Origin of the sequence: Actinomycetospora sp. CA-084318 (assembly GCF_050955885.1) — a bacterium.
Taxonomy (GTDB): Bacteria; Actinomycetota; Actinomycetes; order Mycobacteriales; family Pseudonocardiaceae; genus Actinomycetospora.
In genome coordinates this window covers 468,535-484,172 of sequence record NZ_CP192098.1, presented here as the reverse complement: position 1 = coordinate 484,172, position 15,638 = coordinate 468,535, and the positions used below count along the sequence as shown (strand labels likewise).

The following is a 15,638-nucleotide window of genomic DNA, read 5'->3' as shown; positions in this document are numbered from 1 at the left end:
GGCCGACCGTGGACGAGGTGCTGCTCTGCGACGTCGACGGCACGCTGGCCCTGCGCGCCGACCGCTCCCCCTTCCCCGGCCCGCACGGTGAACTGCGGTCCGGCGAGGACCTCCCCAACCTCCCCGTGATCCGCGTGCTCGACGACCTGCGCCGGTCCACCCCGCACGTCGTGTTCCTGTCCGGCCGGACCGAGGCGGCGCGGGTGCCGACGGAGTGGTGGCTGCACGCCCACGTGCTCGGTGGACGGGAGTGGCCGGAGCTGCACCTGCGCGAGGTCGGCGACACCCGCCCGGACGACGTGGTCAAGCGGGAGCTGCACGACCGGCACGTCGCCGGGCGCTACGCCGTGCGGCTCGTGCTCGACGACCGGGCGCGGGTGGTCGCGATGTGGCGCGCCCTCGGCCTGACCGTGCTGCAGGTCGCCGACGGCGACTTCTAGGCCGCGGCCCGCGCCCGCACGGCCGTGAGCGCGCCGAGCACGGCCACCATGCCCATCCCGCCGTAGAGGTACACCGCCGACGTGACGGTGTCGTCGCCGCCCAGCGCCACGGCGACCCCGGCGAAGGCCGCTCCGAGCGCGACCGCCAGCATCTGGATCATCGTGATCGCGGCCGAGGCACGGTCACCCTCGGCGTCGTCGGGATCGGGCGGACCGGTGTCATCGGCGGCCCCGCCGCCGGCCATCGCGCCGGCCGCCAGGTGCGGCCAGGCCACGCCCACCCCGAGCCCGGCCAGGAGCAGCCCGACCGCCCACCAGCCGACCGCACCGGGCGTCTGGGTCACGGTGAGCAGCGCGAACCCGGCGACGCCGAGCAGCGGACCGATCCCGACGGCGAGCCGTCCCCGGCCCACCGACGCGCTCGCCATCTCCCCGACCACCCAGCCGCACGCGAGCGCCACGCCGAGGAAGCCGGCCCACACCGGGTCGAGCCCGCCCAGCCGCTGCCCGAACAGGGGCACGAACGCCTCGACGGCGGAGATCCCGATGAGCACCGCCGCGGTGAGGTAGACGGCGGCGAGCGACCCGCCCCGGGTGAAGGTGGCCAGCGGCAGCACCCGCGCCGCGCCCGGCCGGCGCTCGTGGACCACGAGGGCGACGAGCAGCGCGAGCGCGACCACCAGGCCGCCCGCGGCGACCAGGATGCCGCGGGCACCGACGCCCGAGCCGGACACGGCGAGCCCGGAGACCGACAGCACGGCGGCGGCCCCGCCGACGAGCAGCACGGAACCCAGCGGGAAGGGCGTGCGGGCCGCGGGCGGCCGGGGCGCGACGCGCCGCAGCCCCGCGGGCACGGCGAGGACGACGAGCAGGCTGACCCCGACCATCGTCACGAAGGCCCCGCGCCAGAGCCCGGCCTCGGCGAACACGCCGCCGAGCAGCGGCCCGACGAGCAGGCCGACGCCCCACATCGCGGAGATCGCGGCGCTGCCGCGGGTCCACAGCTCGCGGGGCAGCGCGGTGCGCAGCAGGGCGTAGGCCAGCCCCGCCAGCAGGCCGCCGCCCGCGCCCTGGACCGCGCGGCCGACGAGCAGCACCGCCATCGACGGGGCGAGGGCGTCGATCGCGGTGCCCACGGCGAACGTCGCGGCGGCCAGCGTGTAGGCCCGGCGCGCCGACCAGACGGCGAGCGCCCGCCCGGTGAGCGCCGAGGCCACCGTGGCCGGCAGCAGGTAGACCGTGACCACCCACGAGTAGAAACGCTCGCCGCCGATCTCGGCGATCGCGGACGGGAGCAGGCTCGCCGTCACGTAGGTGTCGATCGCGAAGAGCAGCACCCCGCCGCAGAGCACCCCGACCGCCCCGCGGCGCCCGGGGGCGAGCAGCCCGGCCCATCCCGTCGTCATGACCCCGTCCGTCGCACGGACCCCAGGATGCTCCGCCGTGGCGGCCGCGACACGTACGGAAATCCCGCTGCGGGCTGTAGTCTCCTACGTCCGGAGGAGTCACCGACACCGGAGGACCGGCGTGGCCGAGAACGCCCTCGAGGGGCCCGAGCACGCGGACGCCCCCGGCGGACCGGACGATCCCGGGCCCACCGCCCGCCGGATCATCGTCGGCGCCCAGCTCAAGCGCCTCCGCGAGGAGGCCGCGGTCACCCGCTCGGCCGCCGGGTACCACATCCGCGGCAGCGAGTCGAAGATCAGCCGGATGGAGTCGGGCAAGGTCGGCTTCAAGCACCGCGACGTCGACGACCTGCTCACCCTCTACGGCGAGGGCGCCACCGAGCGCCGCGCCCGGCTGCTCGAGCTCGCCCAGCAGGCCAACGAGCCCGGCTGGTGGCAGCGCCCCGGGGAGGCCGTGCCGGACTGGTTCTCCGAGTACGTGGGCCTCGAGTCGGCCGCGGTCCGCATCCAGACCTACGAGCTGCTGTTCGTGCCCGGGCTGCTCCAGACACCGGAGTACGCGCTCTCGATCATGACCCGGGGCCGCCCCGACACCGCCGGCGCCACCGAGCGCGAGCGCGTCGAGGTCCGGATGAAGCGCCAGCGCGTCCTCGACCGGCCCGGGGCGCCGCGGCTCTGGGCGGTCGTCGAGGAGGGTGTGCTGCACCGTCCGATCGGTGGGCCGGCGGTGCTCGGGGCGCAGCTCGACCACCTCGCCGAGATGGCGCGCCGCCCGAACGTCACCCTCCAGGTGCTGCCCTCGGAGCTGTCCGGCTACGGCAGCGAGACGGCGTTCACCATGCTGCGCTTCGCCGAGCCCGACGTCCCCGACATCACCTACATCGAGGGCCTCACGGGCGCGTTGTACCTCGACCGTCGCGGCGAGGTCGAGGAGTACTCGCGGCAGATGGACGAGCTGACGATCGACGCGTTGAGCCCCGAGGAGAGCCGGAGCCTGCTCGCCAAGCTGCGCGCCGACATCGCCTGAGCCCTGCCCGTTGCTTCTGCACATGCAGACGGCGCACGCGGGTGCTACCGTCGTATCGGTTTCAAGCACCGACGGCGGACGGGACGACCGATGCACACCACGGCCTCGCATCTGGAGGGTGCGGCGTGGCGGCGCAGCCGGCACAGCGGCAAACAGGGCAACTGCGTGGAGCTCGCCGCCGTGGACGCCGCGGGGTCGGACGGGTACGTCGCCGTCCGCAACTCTCGCTTCCCCGACGACGCCGCGCTGCTGCTGACCCGCACCGAGCTCGGCGCCTTCCTCTCCGACGTGCGCGCCGGCCGGTTCGACGACCTCCTCGAGGGAGCCTGATGGACGGCCGTGCGCACTGGCTCACCTGCGCCCTCGACGGCCGGGACCACGCCGTGCTCGCGCACGATCCGGAGTCGGGCGCGCACCGTGGCGCCTGCGGCCGGACGGTCTGGGCCTCCTCGCTCGCGAGCCCGCCGGCCACGCGCTGCCCGGAGTGCAGCGTGGCCACCGGGGAGCGCGACGCCGCGGACCGTCGGCCCACCCTCCTCGACCGGCTGCTCGGCCTCCGTCCGGCCTGACCCGCACTGCTGGACCCTCAGCGGGTCCCGACGAGGTCGGCCATCGTCTCCAGCGTGGCGCGGTCCCCACCGACGACCATGGTGGTCACCAGCGAGTCCTGCCACGCCCCGAGCTCCTCGGCGATCTTCGCCCGCGGACCGACCAGGGCCACCTTCTCGACGAGGGCCGTGGGCACCGCCCGCGCGGCCTCGGCCTTCCGGCCGCCGAGGTAGTGCTCCTGGATGGCGGCGCACTCGGCCTCGAAGCCCATCCGCGCGAACACGCGGTAGTGGAAGTTGACGTCCTTGGCGCCCATGCCGCCGATGTAGAGCGCGAGGTGGTCGCGGACCCGGTCGGCGGCGGCCTCGACGTCGTCGTCGATCTCGACCTGCACCATGCAGACGACCTCGTAGCCCTCCGGACGTCCGCCCTCCCGCCGGGCGAAGCCCTCGTCGAGGGACGCGCGGTAGTGCCCGTCGTCGTACGGGGAGTAGAAGAGCGGGATCCAGCCGTCGGCGATCTCGGCGGCGAGCGCGACGTTCTTCGGGCCCTCGGCGGCGAGCAGGATCGGCAGGTCGGTGCGCCGCGGGTGCAGCGTCGAGCGGAGCGGCTTCCCGAGCCCCGTACCGCCCGGGTACGGCAGCGGGTAGTGCTCGCCGTCGTTGACGAGCTTCTCCCGCGCGATCGCGTCGCGCAGGATCCGCACGTACTCCCGCGTGCGGGCCAGCGGCTTCGGGTAGGGCGCGCCGTACCAGCCCTCGACGACCTGGGGGCCGGAGGCACCGACGCCGAGGGCCACCCGGCCGTCGGAGAGGTGGTCGAGGGTCATCGCCGCCATCGCGGTCGCGGCGGGCGTGCGCGCGGACATCTGCACGATCGACGTGCCGAGCCGCAGCCGCGTGGTCGCCGCCCCGAGCCACGCGAGCGGGGTGAGGGCGTCCGACCCGTAGGCCTCGGCGGTCCAGACCGAGTCGAACCCGAGCTCCTCGGCCGCCCGGACCTGGTCCGCCATCCCGGGCGGCGGACCCGCACCCCAGTACCCCAGCGCCAGTCCCAGCTGCACGTGTCCTCCTTCTCGGATGGTCCGTCAGCGCCGCAGCATCGGTGCCGGGGGGTCGCCCGGGCCGAGGCTGAGGACCTCGACGAACCCCTCGACCAGGCAGCGGCCGAACAGCTCCCGGTCGGTGATCGCGGCGGGGTCGATGTTCGCGCCGAGGCAGCACGTGTCGCCGTGGGTCACCATCGTGATCATCGCGGCGCAGCCGGGGCGGGGCGCGAACGGGAACATCCGCTCGACCTTCGCGCCGGCGAGGTAGACCTCCTCGCGGATGCCCGGCACGTTGGACGCCTGCAGGTCGTTGCCCTTGGTGACGCCTCCGGCGACGGCCGCCATCACGCTGCCCGGCAGGCGCGCGAGCAGCGGTGAGACGAGCCCGACGTCGTCGGCGGCGGGTTCCGCCCGCCCCCGCGCGACGTCGGCGGCGATCCGCGCCATCCGCGCCGCCGGGTCCTTCTCGACGAGGTCGCCGGTCAGCCGCAGGGAGGCGATCCGGTTGCCGCCGGCCGCGTCGTCCTCGGAGCGCAGCGACACCGGGATGGACATCCGGATCGTGTCGGTGGGGCTGCCCAGTGCCTCGTGGTAGAGCCGGAACGCGCCGAGCAGCGCCGCGAGGTAGGCGTCGTTGACGGTGCCGCCCACCGCCTTCGCGGCCGCGCGGAACGGCGCGAACGGCATCTCCATCGACACGAACCGCCAGTCCGGCCCGCGCGGCGCGAGCAGCGGGGAGGGGGTGGCGCCGGGGTCGCCGATGACCCGGATCGCCGACAGCCCGAAGGCCACCGCCTCCCGGGCCTTCGCGATCGGGTCGCGCAGCGCGGAGCCGACGGCCCGCACCATGTGCACCGGGACGGCGGCGAGCGCCTCGGCGTCGTGCCGGACCTGCCGGCCGAGCGCGGCCCAGGGACCCGGGCCCGCGTCGGCCGGGGGCGGCGGCTGGAGCTTGTCGCGGTCGGTCTCCCGCGAGCGGTTCAGCAGCCCGTTCAGCAGCTGGACGCTGCCGAGCCCGTCGGTGGTCGCGTGGTGGAGCTTGAGCAGGTAGGCGGCGCGGCCGTCGGGCAGGCCCTCGACGAGCACCGCCTCCCACGGCGGGCGCTCCCGGTCGAAGGGGGTGAGCGCGAGGTGCTCGGCGATCCGGAGGACCTCCGACCAACCCTCCCCCGCCGGCACGGACAGGCGCCGCACGTGGCGGTCCAGGTGAAAGTCCGGGTCCGGCGACCAGACCGGGGCACCGAGCCCGAGCGGCGGCTCCACCACGCGCTTGCGGAAGCGGGGCACCATGCGGGTCGCCCAGTCGTGGGCCTCGACCAGGCGCGACCAGTCGGGCACGGCGTCGAGGTCGGCCACCGCGACCATCGTCGAGCGCAGCGCGGGGTCGGCCTCTGCGCGCCACATCATGGTCTCGAAGGCGGACATCTCGTCGGCGTCCGCCCAGCGCAGGCCGGTCTCGCTCACGGCTTCTCCTCCAGTCCCAGCGTCTCCAGGAACAGCCCGCGGACGTGCGCGACGTGATCGTCGAGAGTCTCGACGGTCCAGTCGCCGGTGTCGATCGGAGGGTGCACGGTGACCTGGGCCGTGCCCGGTCGGATCGTGCGGTCGTGGCGCCACATCAGCTCGCCGGCGTTCTCCAGCACGATCGGGACCATCGGCACCCCGGCCTGCATCGCGATGTGGAAGGCGCCCTTCTTGAACCGCCCGGGCCGCGGCGTCGGCGACCGCGTGCCCTCCGGCGCCATCGCCAGCGACATCCCGCCGCGGACCTTCTCGACCGCGGGGGCGAGGGCCTCGCGGGCCTGCTTCGTGTTGCCGCGCTCGACGAAGGCGACGTCGGCGATCTGGAACAGCTGCCCGAACACCGGCATGGCGCGGGCCTCGGCCTTGGCCACGCCGGTGAAGTCGTGGCGCAGCAGGGTCATGACGACGATCGGGTCGATCGCGCTCTGGTGGTTGAACACGAAGACGGCGGGGCGGTGCGACCACAGGTGCTCGGCGCCCTCGACCTCCACGTCGACCCCGGCAAGCCCCAGCCCGAGCTCCGACCCGAGCGACCCGGCCAGGTTGACGCCGTGGTGGCGCGAGAGCCGCAGGGCGGCGGAGCCGAACGCCGCCGCGGTCCCGGAGAAGAACCCGGCGTAGAAGCCGAGCGTGCCGGTGATCGCCTCGACCGGCGGGACCGCGCCGCGGGGCGCCACCGGCAGCGCCGGGTGCACCCCGTCGGGCTCCCCGACGACGGTCGGGTGGGCGCCCAGGTCGAGCACCTCGGCCGCGTCGGCGGGGCCGTAGACGAACGCCTGCCCGAGGTCGACGTCGTGGTCGTCGGCCCACCCGACGACCGCCGCGGCCGCGTCCGGGCCGCTGCACACCGGGGAGCCGAGGCCCGCGACGACGTGGCCGTCGTAGGAGAGCCGGGTCGCGACCACGTCGTCCGCGCCGAGCGCCTCGGCCAGTGGCGCGACGTCGAGCGGGGTCGCCGCCGACACGAGGACCACCCGGTGGCCCCGGCCGGCGTGCCGGACGGCGAGCCGCCACACCTCGGGATGCAACCAGGACGCGGTGGTGGCCCGGAACGTCGCAGCGCACTCCTGGGCGACCTCGTCCACCGACCGGCCACGTCGCGCCCGCACCACCCGCTCGACGTCGGCCGGGTTCACGGCCGCGGGTCCGGCGACCCCGCTCGCGACGTCGGCCACGAACCGGCCCCACAGCGAGTCGGGCGCGGCGAACGGGGCGATCGGGCTGCCCGCGAGGAGGCCGCCGTCGACGACGACGAACGCGGTGACCACCTCGCCGGACGGTGCGGCGTCGATCCGGGCGACGGTGCTCATGCCAGCAGCTCCTCGGTCAGGCGCTCCTCGAGCCGGGCCAGCTCGACGAGCCGGCCCCGGACCTCGTCGATCTCGGCCAGGAACGCCGCGCGACCCTCCCGGCCGGCCCCGTCGAGCAGGCCGCGGTTGCGCGCGAGGTCCAGCGCCGAGGTGTACAGCTCGATGGACACCGAGTCCGGCCGGGCCACCCGGCCCTGCCGGAGCATCTGGCGTCCCAGCCCGAGGCACTCGCGCGGGAACGCCTTCGCGTCGATCTCCGTGGCCGGGTCGGTGCCCGCGAGCTTCGTCGCCACCACCCACTGGGCGTCGACGAACGAGCGCAGGGTCCGGGGCGCCACGAGGAACCGGGCGTCGTGGAGCAGGGTCGTGGCGCCGTCGTCGTCGGTGACCCGCTCGCGCCACCGCGGGTCGAGCAGGTCCGTCTCGGCGGTGATCTCGTCGGAGAACCGCCGCTTGGACGGGAAGAAGAACTCGAACTTGAGCAGGTCGCGCAGGGCGAGCGCGTCCGCCCACGCCGCCTCGAGCGGGTCGGTGCCCGCCGGCGCGCGCGAGGCCGCGAGCAGGGCCAGTTCGACGATCGCGCGGTCGACGAAGTGGTGGATCGCGCCGTTGCGGTAGAACGCGGCCACCCGGTGGCGGCCCTCGCGGATCGACCAGACCGGTTCGTCGCCGCCGTCGTAGCGCTCGACCACCTCCCCGGTGACGAGCCGCTCGAGGGTGCGGGAGAGTCCGCCGTCGTGCAGGCCCTCGCGGGGTCCGGGGCGGCCGAGGGCGTCGAGGTGGTCGAGCAGGGGTTCGGTGGACACCCGGATCTGCTCGTGGGTGAGGGCCCGCCCACCCGTGCCGAGCAGCGCGAAGGTCACGAGGGCGGTCGGGGTGGCCGGTGTCGCGCGGTTGATCCCGTCGCAGATCGTGAAGGCGACCTTGTCGAGCCGGTTCGGGCCCTCGCCGGCCTCGTCGAGGGCCGCCCTGAGCGAGAACGGTTCCCCGAACCGCACCCGCGCGGTGCCGTGGTTGTGCCGCTGCCCGCGCACGTACCGCGCGAGCCAGCCGAGGCCCTCCGCGGACTTGCCCTGCCCGCCCTGCTCGGCGGCCATCGCGTCGAGTTCGTAGAGCCGGTCGTAGACCATCGAGGTCGGGACCAGCTGGACGTCCGGGGCGCGGCCGTCGTCGAGGGCCGCGACGAGGTAGGCGAGCAGCCCCATGCTCGGCCGGCGCAGCTTCCCGGTCCGCGAGCGGCCGCCCTCGATGTACCACTCGAGGTTGAACCGTTTCGCCACGAGGTGGGCGATGTACTCGCGCAGCGCGAGCTTGTAGACGCGGTCGTCGCCGCTCGAGCGCCGGATGAACACGACGCCCGCGCGCTTGCCCAGCGGCCCGATCGGCCAGAACGACATGTTGTTGCCGCCGAGCACGGTGTTGCGCGGCAGGTCGAGGTCGCGCAGCACCTCGCCGAGCACGAGCGGGTCGGCGTAGGAGCGGTGGGTCGGGAGGAAGACCAGCGGCGCGGTGCGGTTGAGCTCGCGCAGCGGCTCGACGGTCTCGGCGTCCACCTCCACCTCCCACGCCGTGGTGTGCAGCGGGGAGAGCGCGACGCGGAAGGCGTCGATCGAGAGCGGGTTCTGCACGGCCGCGAGGTCGGCGAGCCGGTCCCGCATCTCGTCGAGCACCTCGTCGAACGGGCGGCCCTCGGACTCGGCGAGCTCCCGGACCTTCTCCCGGACGCGGGTCGACGCGATGATCTGCTCGACCACCAGCCGCGGCACGGTGTAGTGGTCGCCGATCACGGCACGCTCGGCGCGCTCGCAGGCGAGCACCCCCGCGCGGTGCACGTAGGCGGCCAACGGCTCCTCGCGGGCCTGCTCGTCGTGCCGGCGGTCCAGGTCGGCGAGCGTGGCCGGCTCGCCCTCGACCACCCGCACCCGGTCCGGGACCGAGCGCGCGAGCCGGCGCTGCCAGAAGGCGGGCGGCCGCCGGTGGCCGAGCAGGGCGAGCAGGTCGGCCGCCTTCGGGCGGTGCGGGGCGCCCGAGCCGTCGGCCCACTCGGCGGCCCGCGTCGGGGGCAGCCAGGTCACGCGGACCGGGACGACCGTCGTCCCGCCGTCCGCGCCGGCGAGCGCCCGCTCCAGGTCGTCGACGGACAGGCACACCGGGGCACCGGGATGGTGCTGCGCGGCCCAGTCGGCGATCAGCTCGCGCTCCGGCGCGGTGCGCGCCGCCCCGAGCACGATCACCGCCCCGGTCCCACCGGTCGTCGGGGCTTCCTCCCGGACGCCAACGGCCATCGCCCTGCACCCCCGTCGTCGCGGTCGAGCTGTGGTCGAACTCCGACGGCATGGTTACCCACGCCACACCCGATCACGCCGACCGACCGGACGGGTCAGCCGCGCATGATGAACCCCGCCCGCCGACGGTAGGTCGCCGGCGCCTCGTGGAACTCCTGCTTGAACCGGCGGCTGAACGACGCCAGGTCGGCGAAGCCGCTGGCGTGCGCGATCTCGGTGAGGGAGAGCGCCGCGTCGCGGGGGTCGAGCAGCCGGCGGCGGGCGTGCTGGAGCCTGCGGGTGCGGATGAGCGCGGACACCGAGAGGTCGCCGTCGGCGAACACCCGGTGCAGGGTGCGGACCGAGACGAAGAAGGCGCGGGCGATCTCCTCGGGACCGAGGTCGGGGTCCGCGAGGTGCTCGGTGACGTACTCGTCGACCCGGGCCCGCAGGTCGTCGGCGCTGCCCGGGGACAGGACCTCGTCGCGCCGCAGGGACTCCCCGACGGCGGTCCCCAGCAGCGCGGCGAGCTGCCCGGCGAGCCGTCCGCCCGCGGTGTCCCCCAGGTCGGGCGGCGAGGTCGCCGTCTCGGCGAGGGCGTGCCCGACGATCGTGCCGAGGCGGTCCTCCCCCAGGGTCCGGGCCGTGGCGGCCCGCGTGACGTCGACGCCGAGCGGCACCAGCTCGCGGGGCCAGGTGAGCACGTTGAGCGTCCACGGGCCGTCGAAGTGCCAGACGAAGGGCCGGTCGGTCTCGTACACGGCGTAGCGACCCGGCGTCAGGACCGCCTCGCGACCGTCCTGCTCGAGCACCGCGCGACCGCGGGTCACCATCCCGACCTGCAGGTAGGTGCGCGGGTCGGCGCGGACCAGACCGGGGGTCCGGCGGGCGCTCTGACGCACCGAGCTCACCACCGCCGCGGACAGGTGCCCGACCAGGGTGCTGCGCACCGACGAGACGAACCCGCGATCGACGTCCACCGTGTCGTCGACGTCCAGCGACACGAAGTGCTCGCGGAGGATGTCGTTCCAGCGACCGAGCCCCTGCGCCGTCTCGGCGGCGCAGCCGACCCCGGGCTCGTCGAACGGCCCGACGGGGTGCATGGCTCGTGTCATGGGCGGGCGGCTTCCGGTGGTGGTCCGACGACGCTAGGGCCGAGCGTCGCGCACCCGCAAGGTCTGGCACGGAGCGACAAGACCGCTCGGTGTGCCGCAGACCACCATCCCGGGCACACGCACCAGCCTCCGACCACCACCTGGAGTGCACGTGACCGCTCTGGACGACCTGACCCTGACGCCGACCACCACCGTCCGCGCCGCCTGTCCGCACGACTGCCCGGACACCTGCGCGATGCTCGTGACCGTCGAGGACGGCCGCGCCACCAACGTGGCCGGCGACCCCGACCACCCCATCACCCGCGGCGGGCTCTGCGTCAAGGTCAACAACTATCCGGACAAGACCTACAGCCCGGACCGGCTGCTGTACCCGATGAAGCGGGTCGGACCGAAGGGCCTCGGCCGCTTCGAGCGGATCTCCTGGGACGAGGCGCTGGAGACGATCGCGTCCACGTTCAAGGCCAAGATCGCCGAGCACGGCGCCGAGACCGTGATGCCGGTCAGCTACCTCGGCAACCAGGGCATCCTCAACGGTCTCTCCGTGGGCGACGCGTTCTTCCACCGGCTGGGCGCCACCGTCACCGAGCGCACCTACTGCGACTCCGGCGCCTGCACCGCCTACGCCTCCACCGTCGGGGCGACGGCGGGTGTGGACCCGGAGAGCATCGTCCACTCGAAGTACATCATCATCTGGGCGTCGAACACGATCTCGACGAACCTGCACCTGTGGCCGATCATCGCCGAGGCGCAGAAGCGCGGCGCGAAGGTCGTCTGCATCGACCCGGTCCGCCACAAGACGGCCCGCCGCGCCGACTGGCACATCCCGATCCGCCCGGGCACCGACAACGCGCTGGCCCTGGCGATGATGCACGTGATCATCGCCGAGGGGCTGCACGACGAGGAGTACGTCCGCGAGCACACGCTCGGCTTCGACGAGCTCGCCGAGCGGGTGCAGCAGTACACCCCGGAGTGGGCCTCGGAGGAGACCGGCATCCCGGTCGAGGACATCCGCACCCTCGCCCGCGAGTACGCCACCACCGACCCGTCGATGATCCGCATCGGCGTCGCCATCGAGCGGCACGCGGGCGGCGGTCAGACCGTGCGCTCGATCGCCTGCCTGCCGGCCCTGGTCGGGGCGTGGCGCCACGTCGGCGGCGGCCTGCTGCAGCTGCCGCTGTGGGCCCACCCGGTCAACTGGCCCGCCTTCATCCACCCCGAGTTCCGCACACCGGGCACCCGGGTCATCAACCAGTTCCTGCTGGGGCGGGCCCTCACCGGCGAGATGGATCTCGACACCCCGGTGACCGCGTTGATGGTCTACAACTCGAACCCGATGGTCGTGGCCCCGGAGCAGGAGAAGATCTCGCGCGGCCTCGAGCGCGAGGACCTCTTCACCGTGGTCAGCGACCACTTCATGACCGACACCGCGCGCTACGCCGACATCGTCCTGCCTGCGACGACCGCCCTCGAGCAGCACGACATCATGTTCAGCTGGGGCCACTTCTACGTCACGCTGAACACGCCCGCCGTCGAGCCGGAGGGCGAATCGGTCCCCAACACCGAGCTGTTCCGCCGGCTCGCGGCCGCCATGGGCTTCGAGGACGAGTACTTCCGGCTCACCGACGAGCAGCTGCTCGAGCAGAGCTACGACTGGTCGGCCCCCGCCATGGAGGGCATCACGCTGGAGTCGCTGCGCGAGACCGGGTGGGCGCGGCTGAATCTGCCGGGCCCGGACGAGTACCGCCCGCACGCCGAGGGCGGGTTCCCGACCCCGAGCGGGAAGACGGAGTTCAGGAGCTCCGCGCTCGAGGCGATGGGCAACTTCGTCGTGAACCTGTTCCGGCAGCTCTCCGACGACCACCAGCCGGGGACCCCGGTCGACCCGCTGCCGCACTACATCGCTCCGCGCGAGAACAGCGAGCTGTACCCGCTCAACCTGCTCTCGCCGAAGTCGCACGCGTACATCAACTCCAGCGCGGGCGACCAGGCGATGCAGAAGCGCGTCCAGGGCGAGCAGACGGTGACGATCCACCCGGCCGACGCGCAGGCCCGGGGGATCGATGAGGGGAACTACGTCGCGGTCTCCAACGACCGCGGCCGGTTCGTGGCGCTGGCGAAGATCTCCGAGGAGGTCGCACCGGGCGTCGTCGTCTGTCCCATGGGATCGTGGGGCAAGAACGCGAAGGAGGGCACCACGGTGAACGCCGTCAACCCGTTCGTCTTCGCGGACCTGGGGAACGCACCGACGTTCTCCGACACCCGCGTCGAGGTCACCCCGGTCTGACCATGCCCACCGTCGCCGACGCGCACCTGCGGACACCGAAGGTCCACGGACCCGACGTGTCCGTCGGTGCGGCGCGCGTGTTCTTCCTCGACGGGCACGTGCACGCGCTGCTGCTCGTCGACCGCGGCGTCCTCGTCGCGGTCGTCGAGCGGGAGGACCTCGAGGGCGTCCCCGACGTGACCCGGGCCCGGTCGGTCGGGTGCCTCACCGGCCGGGTGGCGGCTCCCGACGACGACCTGGAGCAGACCCGGCAGGCGATGGCCGCCCGGGCCCAGCGCCGGCTCGCCGTCGTGGACGGCGCGGGGGCGCTGCTCGGGCTGCTGTGCCTCAAACGGCACGGTCGCGGGTTCTGCTCGGCCGCCGACGTCGCGGCCCGCGACGCCGACCGGGCGGCCACCCAGGCGGGCTGACACACCGCACACGACGACGCCGGCCCTCCCCTGACGGGGAGGGCCGGCGTCCGTGCGTGTGGGGTCAGAGACCCAGGCTCATCCCGCTCAGCGGGGACGCCTGCTCGCCGTCGGCCTTGTCCTCGTCGGCCTTCTTCTCGTCGGCCTTGTTCTCGTCGGCCTTCTTCTCGTCGGCCTTCTCCTCGTCGGCCTTCTGGGCCGGCTGGATCGGCTCGGTCTCCGGCGCGGGCGTCGCCGCGGCGGCCGGGGCGGGAGCGGCCTGGGCCGGAGCGGCCTGCGCGGGCGTCGCCTGCGCCGGAGCCGGCACACCGAGGAGCGAGCTGAAGACGCTCATGATCGGGGACTCCGGCGCAGCCGGCTGGGCAGCTGCGGGCTGCGCGGCAACAGGCTGAGCAGCAGCGGGCTGGGCGGTAGCGGGCTGAGCGGCGGCCGGCTGCGCGGCGGCCGGCTGGGCAGCCGCAGGCTGAGCGGCCGCGGGCTGAGCAGCAGCGGGCTGAGCTGCGGCCGGCTGAGCAGCGGCCGGCTGGGCAGCAGCGGGCTGAGCAGCGGCCGGCTGCGCGGCAGCAGGCTGGGCAGCAGCAGGCTGCGCGGCTGCAGGCTGAGCAGCAGCGGGCTGCGCGGCGGCGGGGGCCGGAGCCGCGAGTGCAGCCGCCGGCGAGGCGGCGGCGGCCGCGGCGAGCACGCCGATCGTCAGGGCGCGTGAGCGCGCGGACAAGGACACGAACGACCTCCACTGCAGGGCGGGGAGCGGGACGGGCGCACGGGGCACCCGTCGGGGGATGTCGTTCGTCGTAACGATTCCTGTGGCGGGGCGATGCGATCACCGCCCCGGAGATCTGCCGATCGAGGGGGTCGATGTCCCCCGTCGTAATGACGGGGTCCGAACTGTCCGGAACTCGCGTAGCCCGGGCAGGTGACGCGTTGGTCAGGCCCGGAGCTTCGAGCTGCCGGCCGGTCCGCCGGAGTGGGCGAGCCGCTTCGCCATGCAGTCGTCGGCGGGGAAGCCCTGCGCGTCGCACCAGGCGTTGGCGGCGTCCGCCGTCGCGAAGGACTGCGGGTAGATCACCACCCAGTAGTCGGTGCCCTGGAACACCGGCCAGTCGCCGGACCAGAGCAGCGACGCGGACGGGTAGTTCGCGGCGAGGGAGGAGTAGTGGGCGAGGATCGAGGCGTCGTCGTAGGTGATGCCGTCGGCCTTCGTGCCCTCGCGCTTGGCGGACAGCTGTGGCACCCAGGAGCCGACGACCCCCTCCACCGTCGAGCGGTCCGCCTCCACGATCGCCTGCAGGCTGGCGGACGCCGCGGCCCCCGACGACGCGTCGGTGTCGGTCGCGTCCGACGCCTCGCGGGCGACGGGCACGCCGACCGTGACCGTCGGCGCCGCGACCGGGGTCGGGACGACCGTCGCCGTCGCCGGGCGCAGAGTGATGAGCATGCCGAGCGCCAGCAGCACCGCGGCGACCGCGGCGGACACCCCGGCGACGATCCACGGGGCGTTCGAGCGGCTGGGCGCCGGCATCCCGACCGGGACCGACGGCAGCGGTGCGGGTCGGTACGGCGCGGCCGGCATCGCCGCGGGGGGCGGGTAGCCCCGCCCGGCCATCGCGGGCACCCGTGCCGCCACCTGACGGGCTCCACAGTTCACGCAGAAGTGCAGGTCCGGCACCAGCGCGGCACCACAGCGGCAACGCATCGCGATCATCCCCCGACGATCCGACCGGGCGGGCCCCGGCCGTTCACCGTCTGCATCGGGACCGCTGGGATCCCGTTAGCCAGCACCACTCGAACGGGTGACGAATCAGGAGAGGTCGTAGTCGAAGGTCACACGGTGCGTGCCGTCCTCCTCCAGGTGCAGTCGCCCCGCGCCGCGAATGCCCGCGAGCTCGCCCGTGCCGCTGCCCTCGACGATGTGGAGGTACTCGTCCGAGCGGTCCGCCCCACCGGTCGAGGCCGAGTGCAGGTACGCGAACGCACCCGTGCGCCCGTCGAGAGAGCCGTCGAACGCGTCCATGGCGACGTAGCTGCCGATCGTCCCGTCGTAGGCCGAGGTGAACAGCGTCGTCGAGCGCCCGGACACGGCGCCGGAGTAGGCCTTCGTCAGGCGGGCCACCCCGAGGGGCAGGGCGGTCTCGACGGGTGGGTCAAGGGGGACGTCGACGGCCTCGAACGACGTGACCTCGAAGGTGCCGGTGGTCTGCATGGCGCGGACGCTAGGGGCGCGACCCGTCGTCGGGATTGAAGATTCGCGACCCCGTGCCAGG

General features: G+C 74.3%; 15 protein-coding genes. 6 read left to right on the top strand and 9 right to left on the bottom strand.

The genetic code is table 11. The features are described 5' to 3' along the window. Window positions 1-8 precede the first annotated feature (8 nt). Window positions 9-440, top strand: coding sequence for a hypothetical protein (locus tag ACQPYX_RS02355; RefSeq protein WP_433801299.1), 432 nt, complete (start codon window positions 9-11; stop codon window positions 438-440). Here the strand turns inward: ACQPYX_RS02355 and ACQPYX_RS02350 are convergent. After that, complete coding sequence (locus tag ACQPYX_RS02350; RefSeq protein WP_433801298.1) at window positions 437-1,846, bottom strand: MFS transporter; 1,410 nt, start codon at window positions 1,844-1,846, stop codon at window positions 437-439. The two genes, ACQPYX_RS02355 and ACQPYX_RS02350, sit on opposite strands and share 4 nt — an antisense overlap. Window positions 1,847-1,967: 121 nt before the next feature. Here ACQPYX_RS02350 and ACQPYX_RS02345 point away from each other — a divergent pair, with 121 nt between their 5' ends. The 3 genes from ACQPYX_RS02345 (at window position 1,968) to ACQPYX_RS02335 (ending at window position 3,442) form a co-directional block, all read left to right on the top strand. After that, the gene (locus ACQPYX_RS02345; protein WP_433801297.1) at window positions 1,968-2,873 is read left to right on the top strand and encodes a helix-turn-helix domain-containing protein; all 906 of its coding nucleotides are present in this window, start codon (window positions 1,968-1,970) and stop codon (window positions 2,871-2,873) included. A 90-nt stretch (window positions 2,874-2,963) separates the two neighbouring features. Next, on the top strand, window positions 2,964-3,203 hold the full coding sequence (locus tag ACQPYX_RS02340; protein ID WP_433801296.1) for a DUF397 domain-containing protein: 240 nt from the start codon (window positions 2,964-2,966) through the stop codon (window positions 3,201-3,203). Next, window positions 3,203-3,442, top strand: coding sequence for a hypothetical protein (locus tag ACQPYX_RS02335; RefSeq protein WP_433801295.1), 240 nt, complete (start codon window positions 3,203-3,205; stop codon window positions 3,440-3,442). The genes ACQPYX_RS02340 and ACQPYX_RS02335 overlap by 1 nt, the downstream gene beginning before the upstream one ends. Window positions 3,443-3,459: 17 nt before the next feature. Here the strand turns inward: ACQPYX_RS02335 and ACQPYX_RS02330 are convergent, their stop codons facing one another. The 5 genes from ACQPYX_RS02330 to ACQPYX_RS02310 all read right to left on the bottom strand — a co-directional run bounded on the left by ACQPYX_RS02330 (window position 3,460) and on the right by ACQPYX_RS02310 (window position 10,671). Then, a complete protein-coding gene (locus ACQPYX_RS02330) occupies window positions 3,460-4,485 on the bottom strand; it encodes an LLM class F420-dependent oxidoreductase (protein WP_433801294.1) in 1,026 nt (341 codons plus the stop codon). Between the two features lie 24 nt (window positions 4,486-4,509). Then, window positions 4,510-5,934 (bottom strand): wax ester/triacylglycerol synthase domain-containing protein, encoded by a 1,425-nt coding sequence (locus ACQPYX_RS02325; RefSeq protein WP_433801293.1) that lies wholly within the window; start codon window positions 5,932-5,934, stop codon window positions 4,510-4,512. Beyond that, window positions 5,931-7,304 carry a 1-acyl-sn-glycerol-3-phosphate acyltransferase gene (locus tag ACQPYX_RS02320; protein WP_433801292.1) on the bottom strand — a complete coding sequence of 458 codons (1,374 nt, stop codon included), beginning with the start codon at window positions 7,302-7,304 and terminating at the stop codon, window positions 5,931-5,933. Before ACQPYX_RS02320 ends, ACQPYX_RS02325 begins: the two co-directional genes overlap by 4 nt. Beyond that, window positions 7,301-9,589: a glycerol-3-phosphate 1-O-acyltransferase gene (locus ACQPYX_RS02315; RefSeq protein ID WP_433801291.1), complete on the bottom strand. Its 2,289-nt coding sequence runs from the start codon at window positions 9,587-9,589 to the stop codon at window positions 7,301-7,303. Before ACQPYX_RS02315 ends, ACQPYX_RS02320 begins: the two co-directional genes overlap by 4 nt. 95 nt (window positions 9,590-9,684) lie before the next feature. Then, a complete protein-coding gene (locus ACQPYX_RS02310; RefSeq protein WP_433801290.1) occupies window positions 9,685-10,671 on the bottom strand; it encodes a helix-turn-helix domain-containing protein in 987 nt (328 codons plus the stop codon). 163 nt (window positions 10,672-10,834) lie between these two features. On the opposite strand from ACQPYX_RS02310, the gene ACQPYX_RS02305 reads away from it, so the two are divergent. Continuing rightward, complete coding sequence (locus ACQPYX_RS02305; protein WP_433801289.1) at window positions 10,835-12,967, top strand: molybdopterin-containing oxidoreductase family protein; 2,133 nt, start codon at window positions 10,835-10,837, stop codon at window positions 12,965-12,967. Window positions 12,968-12,969: 2 nt separating this feature from the next. Beyond that, window positions 12,970-13,377, top strand: a complete 408-nt coding sequence (locus ACQPYX_RS02300; protein WP_433801288.1) for a hypothetical protein — start codon at window positions 12,970-12,972, stop codon at window positions 13,375-13,377. A 64-nt stretch (window positions 13,378-13,441) separates the two neighbouring features. On the opposite strand, the gene ACQPYX_RS02295 is transcribed toward ACQPYX_RS02300, so the two are convergent. The 3 genes from ACQPYX_RS02295 to ACQPYX_RS02285 form a co-directional block, all read right to left on the bottom strand. Further along, window positions 13,442-13,711, bottom strand: a complete 270-nt coding sequence (locus ACQPYX_RS02295; RefSeq protein ID WP_433801287.1) for a hypothetical protein — start codon at window positions 13,709-13,711, stop codon at window positions 13,442-13,444. A 591-nt stretch (window positions 13,712-14,302) separates the two neighbouring features. Further along, a complete protein-coding gene (locus ACQPYX_RS02290) occupies window positions 14,303-15,079 on the bottom strand; it encodes a hypothetical protein (protein WP_433801286.1) in 777 nt (258 codons plus the stop codon). 96 nt (window positions 15,080-15,175) lie between these two features. Then, a complete protein-coding gene (locus ACQPYX_RS02285; protein ID WP_433801285.1) occupies window positions 15,176-15,577 on the bottom strand; it encodes a DUF3224 domain-containing protein in 402 nt (133 codons plus the stop codon). Window positions 15,578-15,638 lie beyond the last annotated feature (61 nt).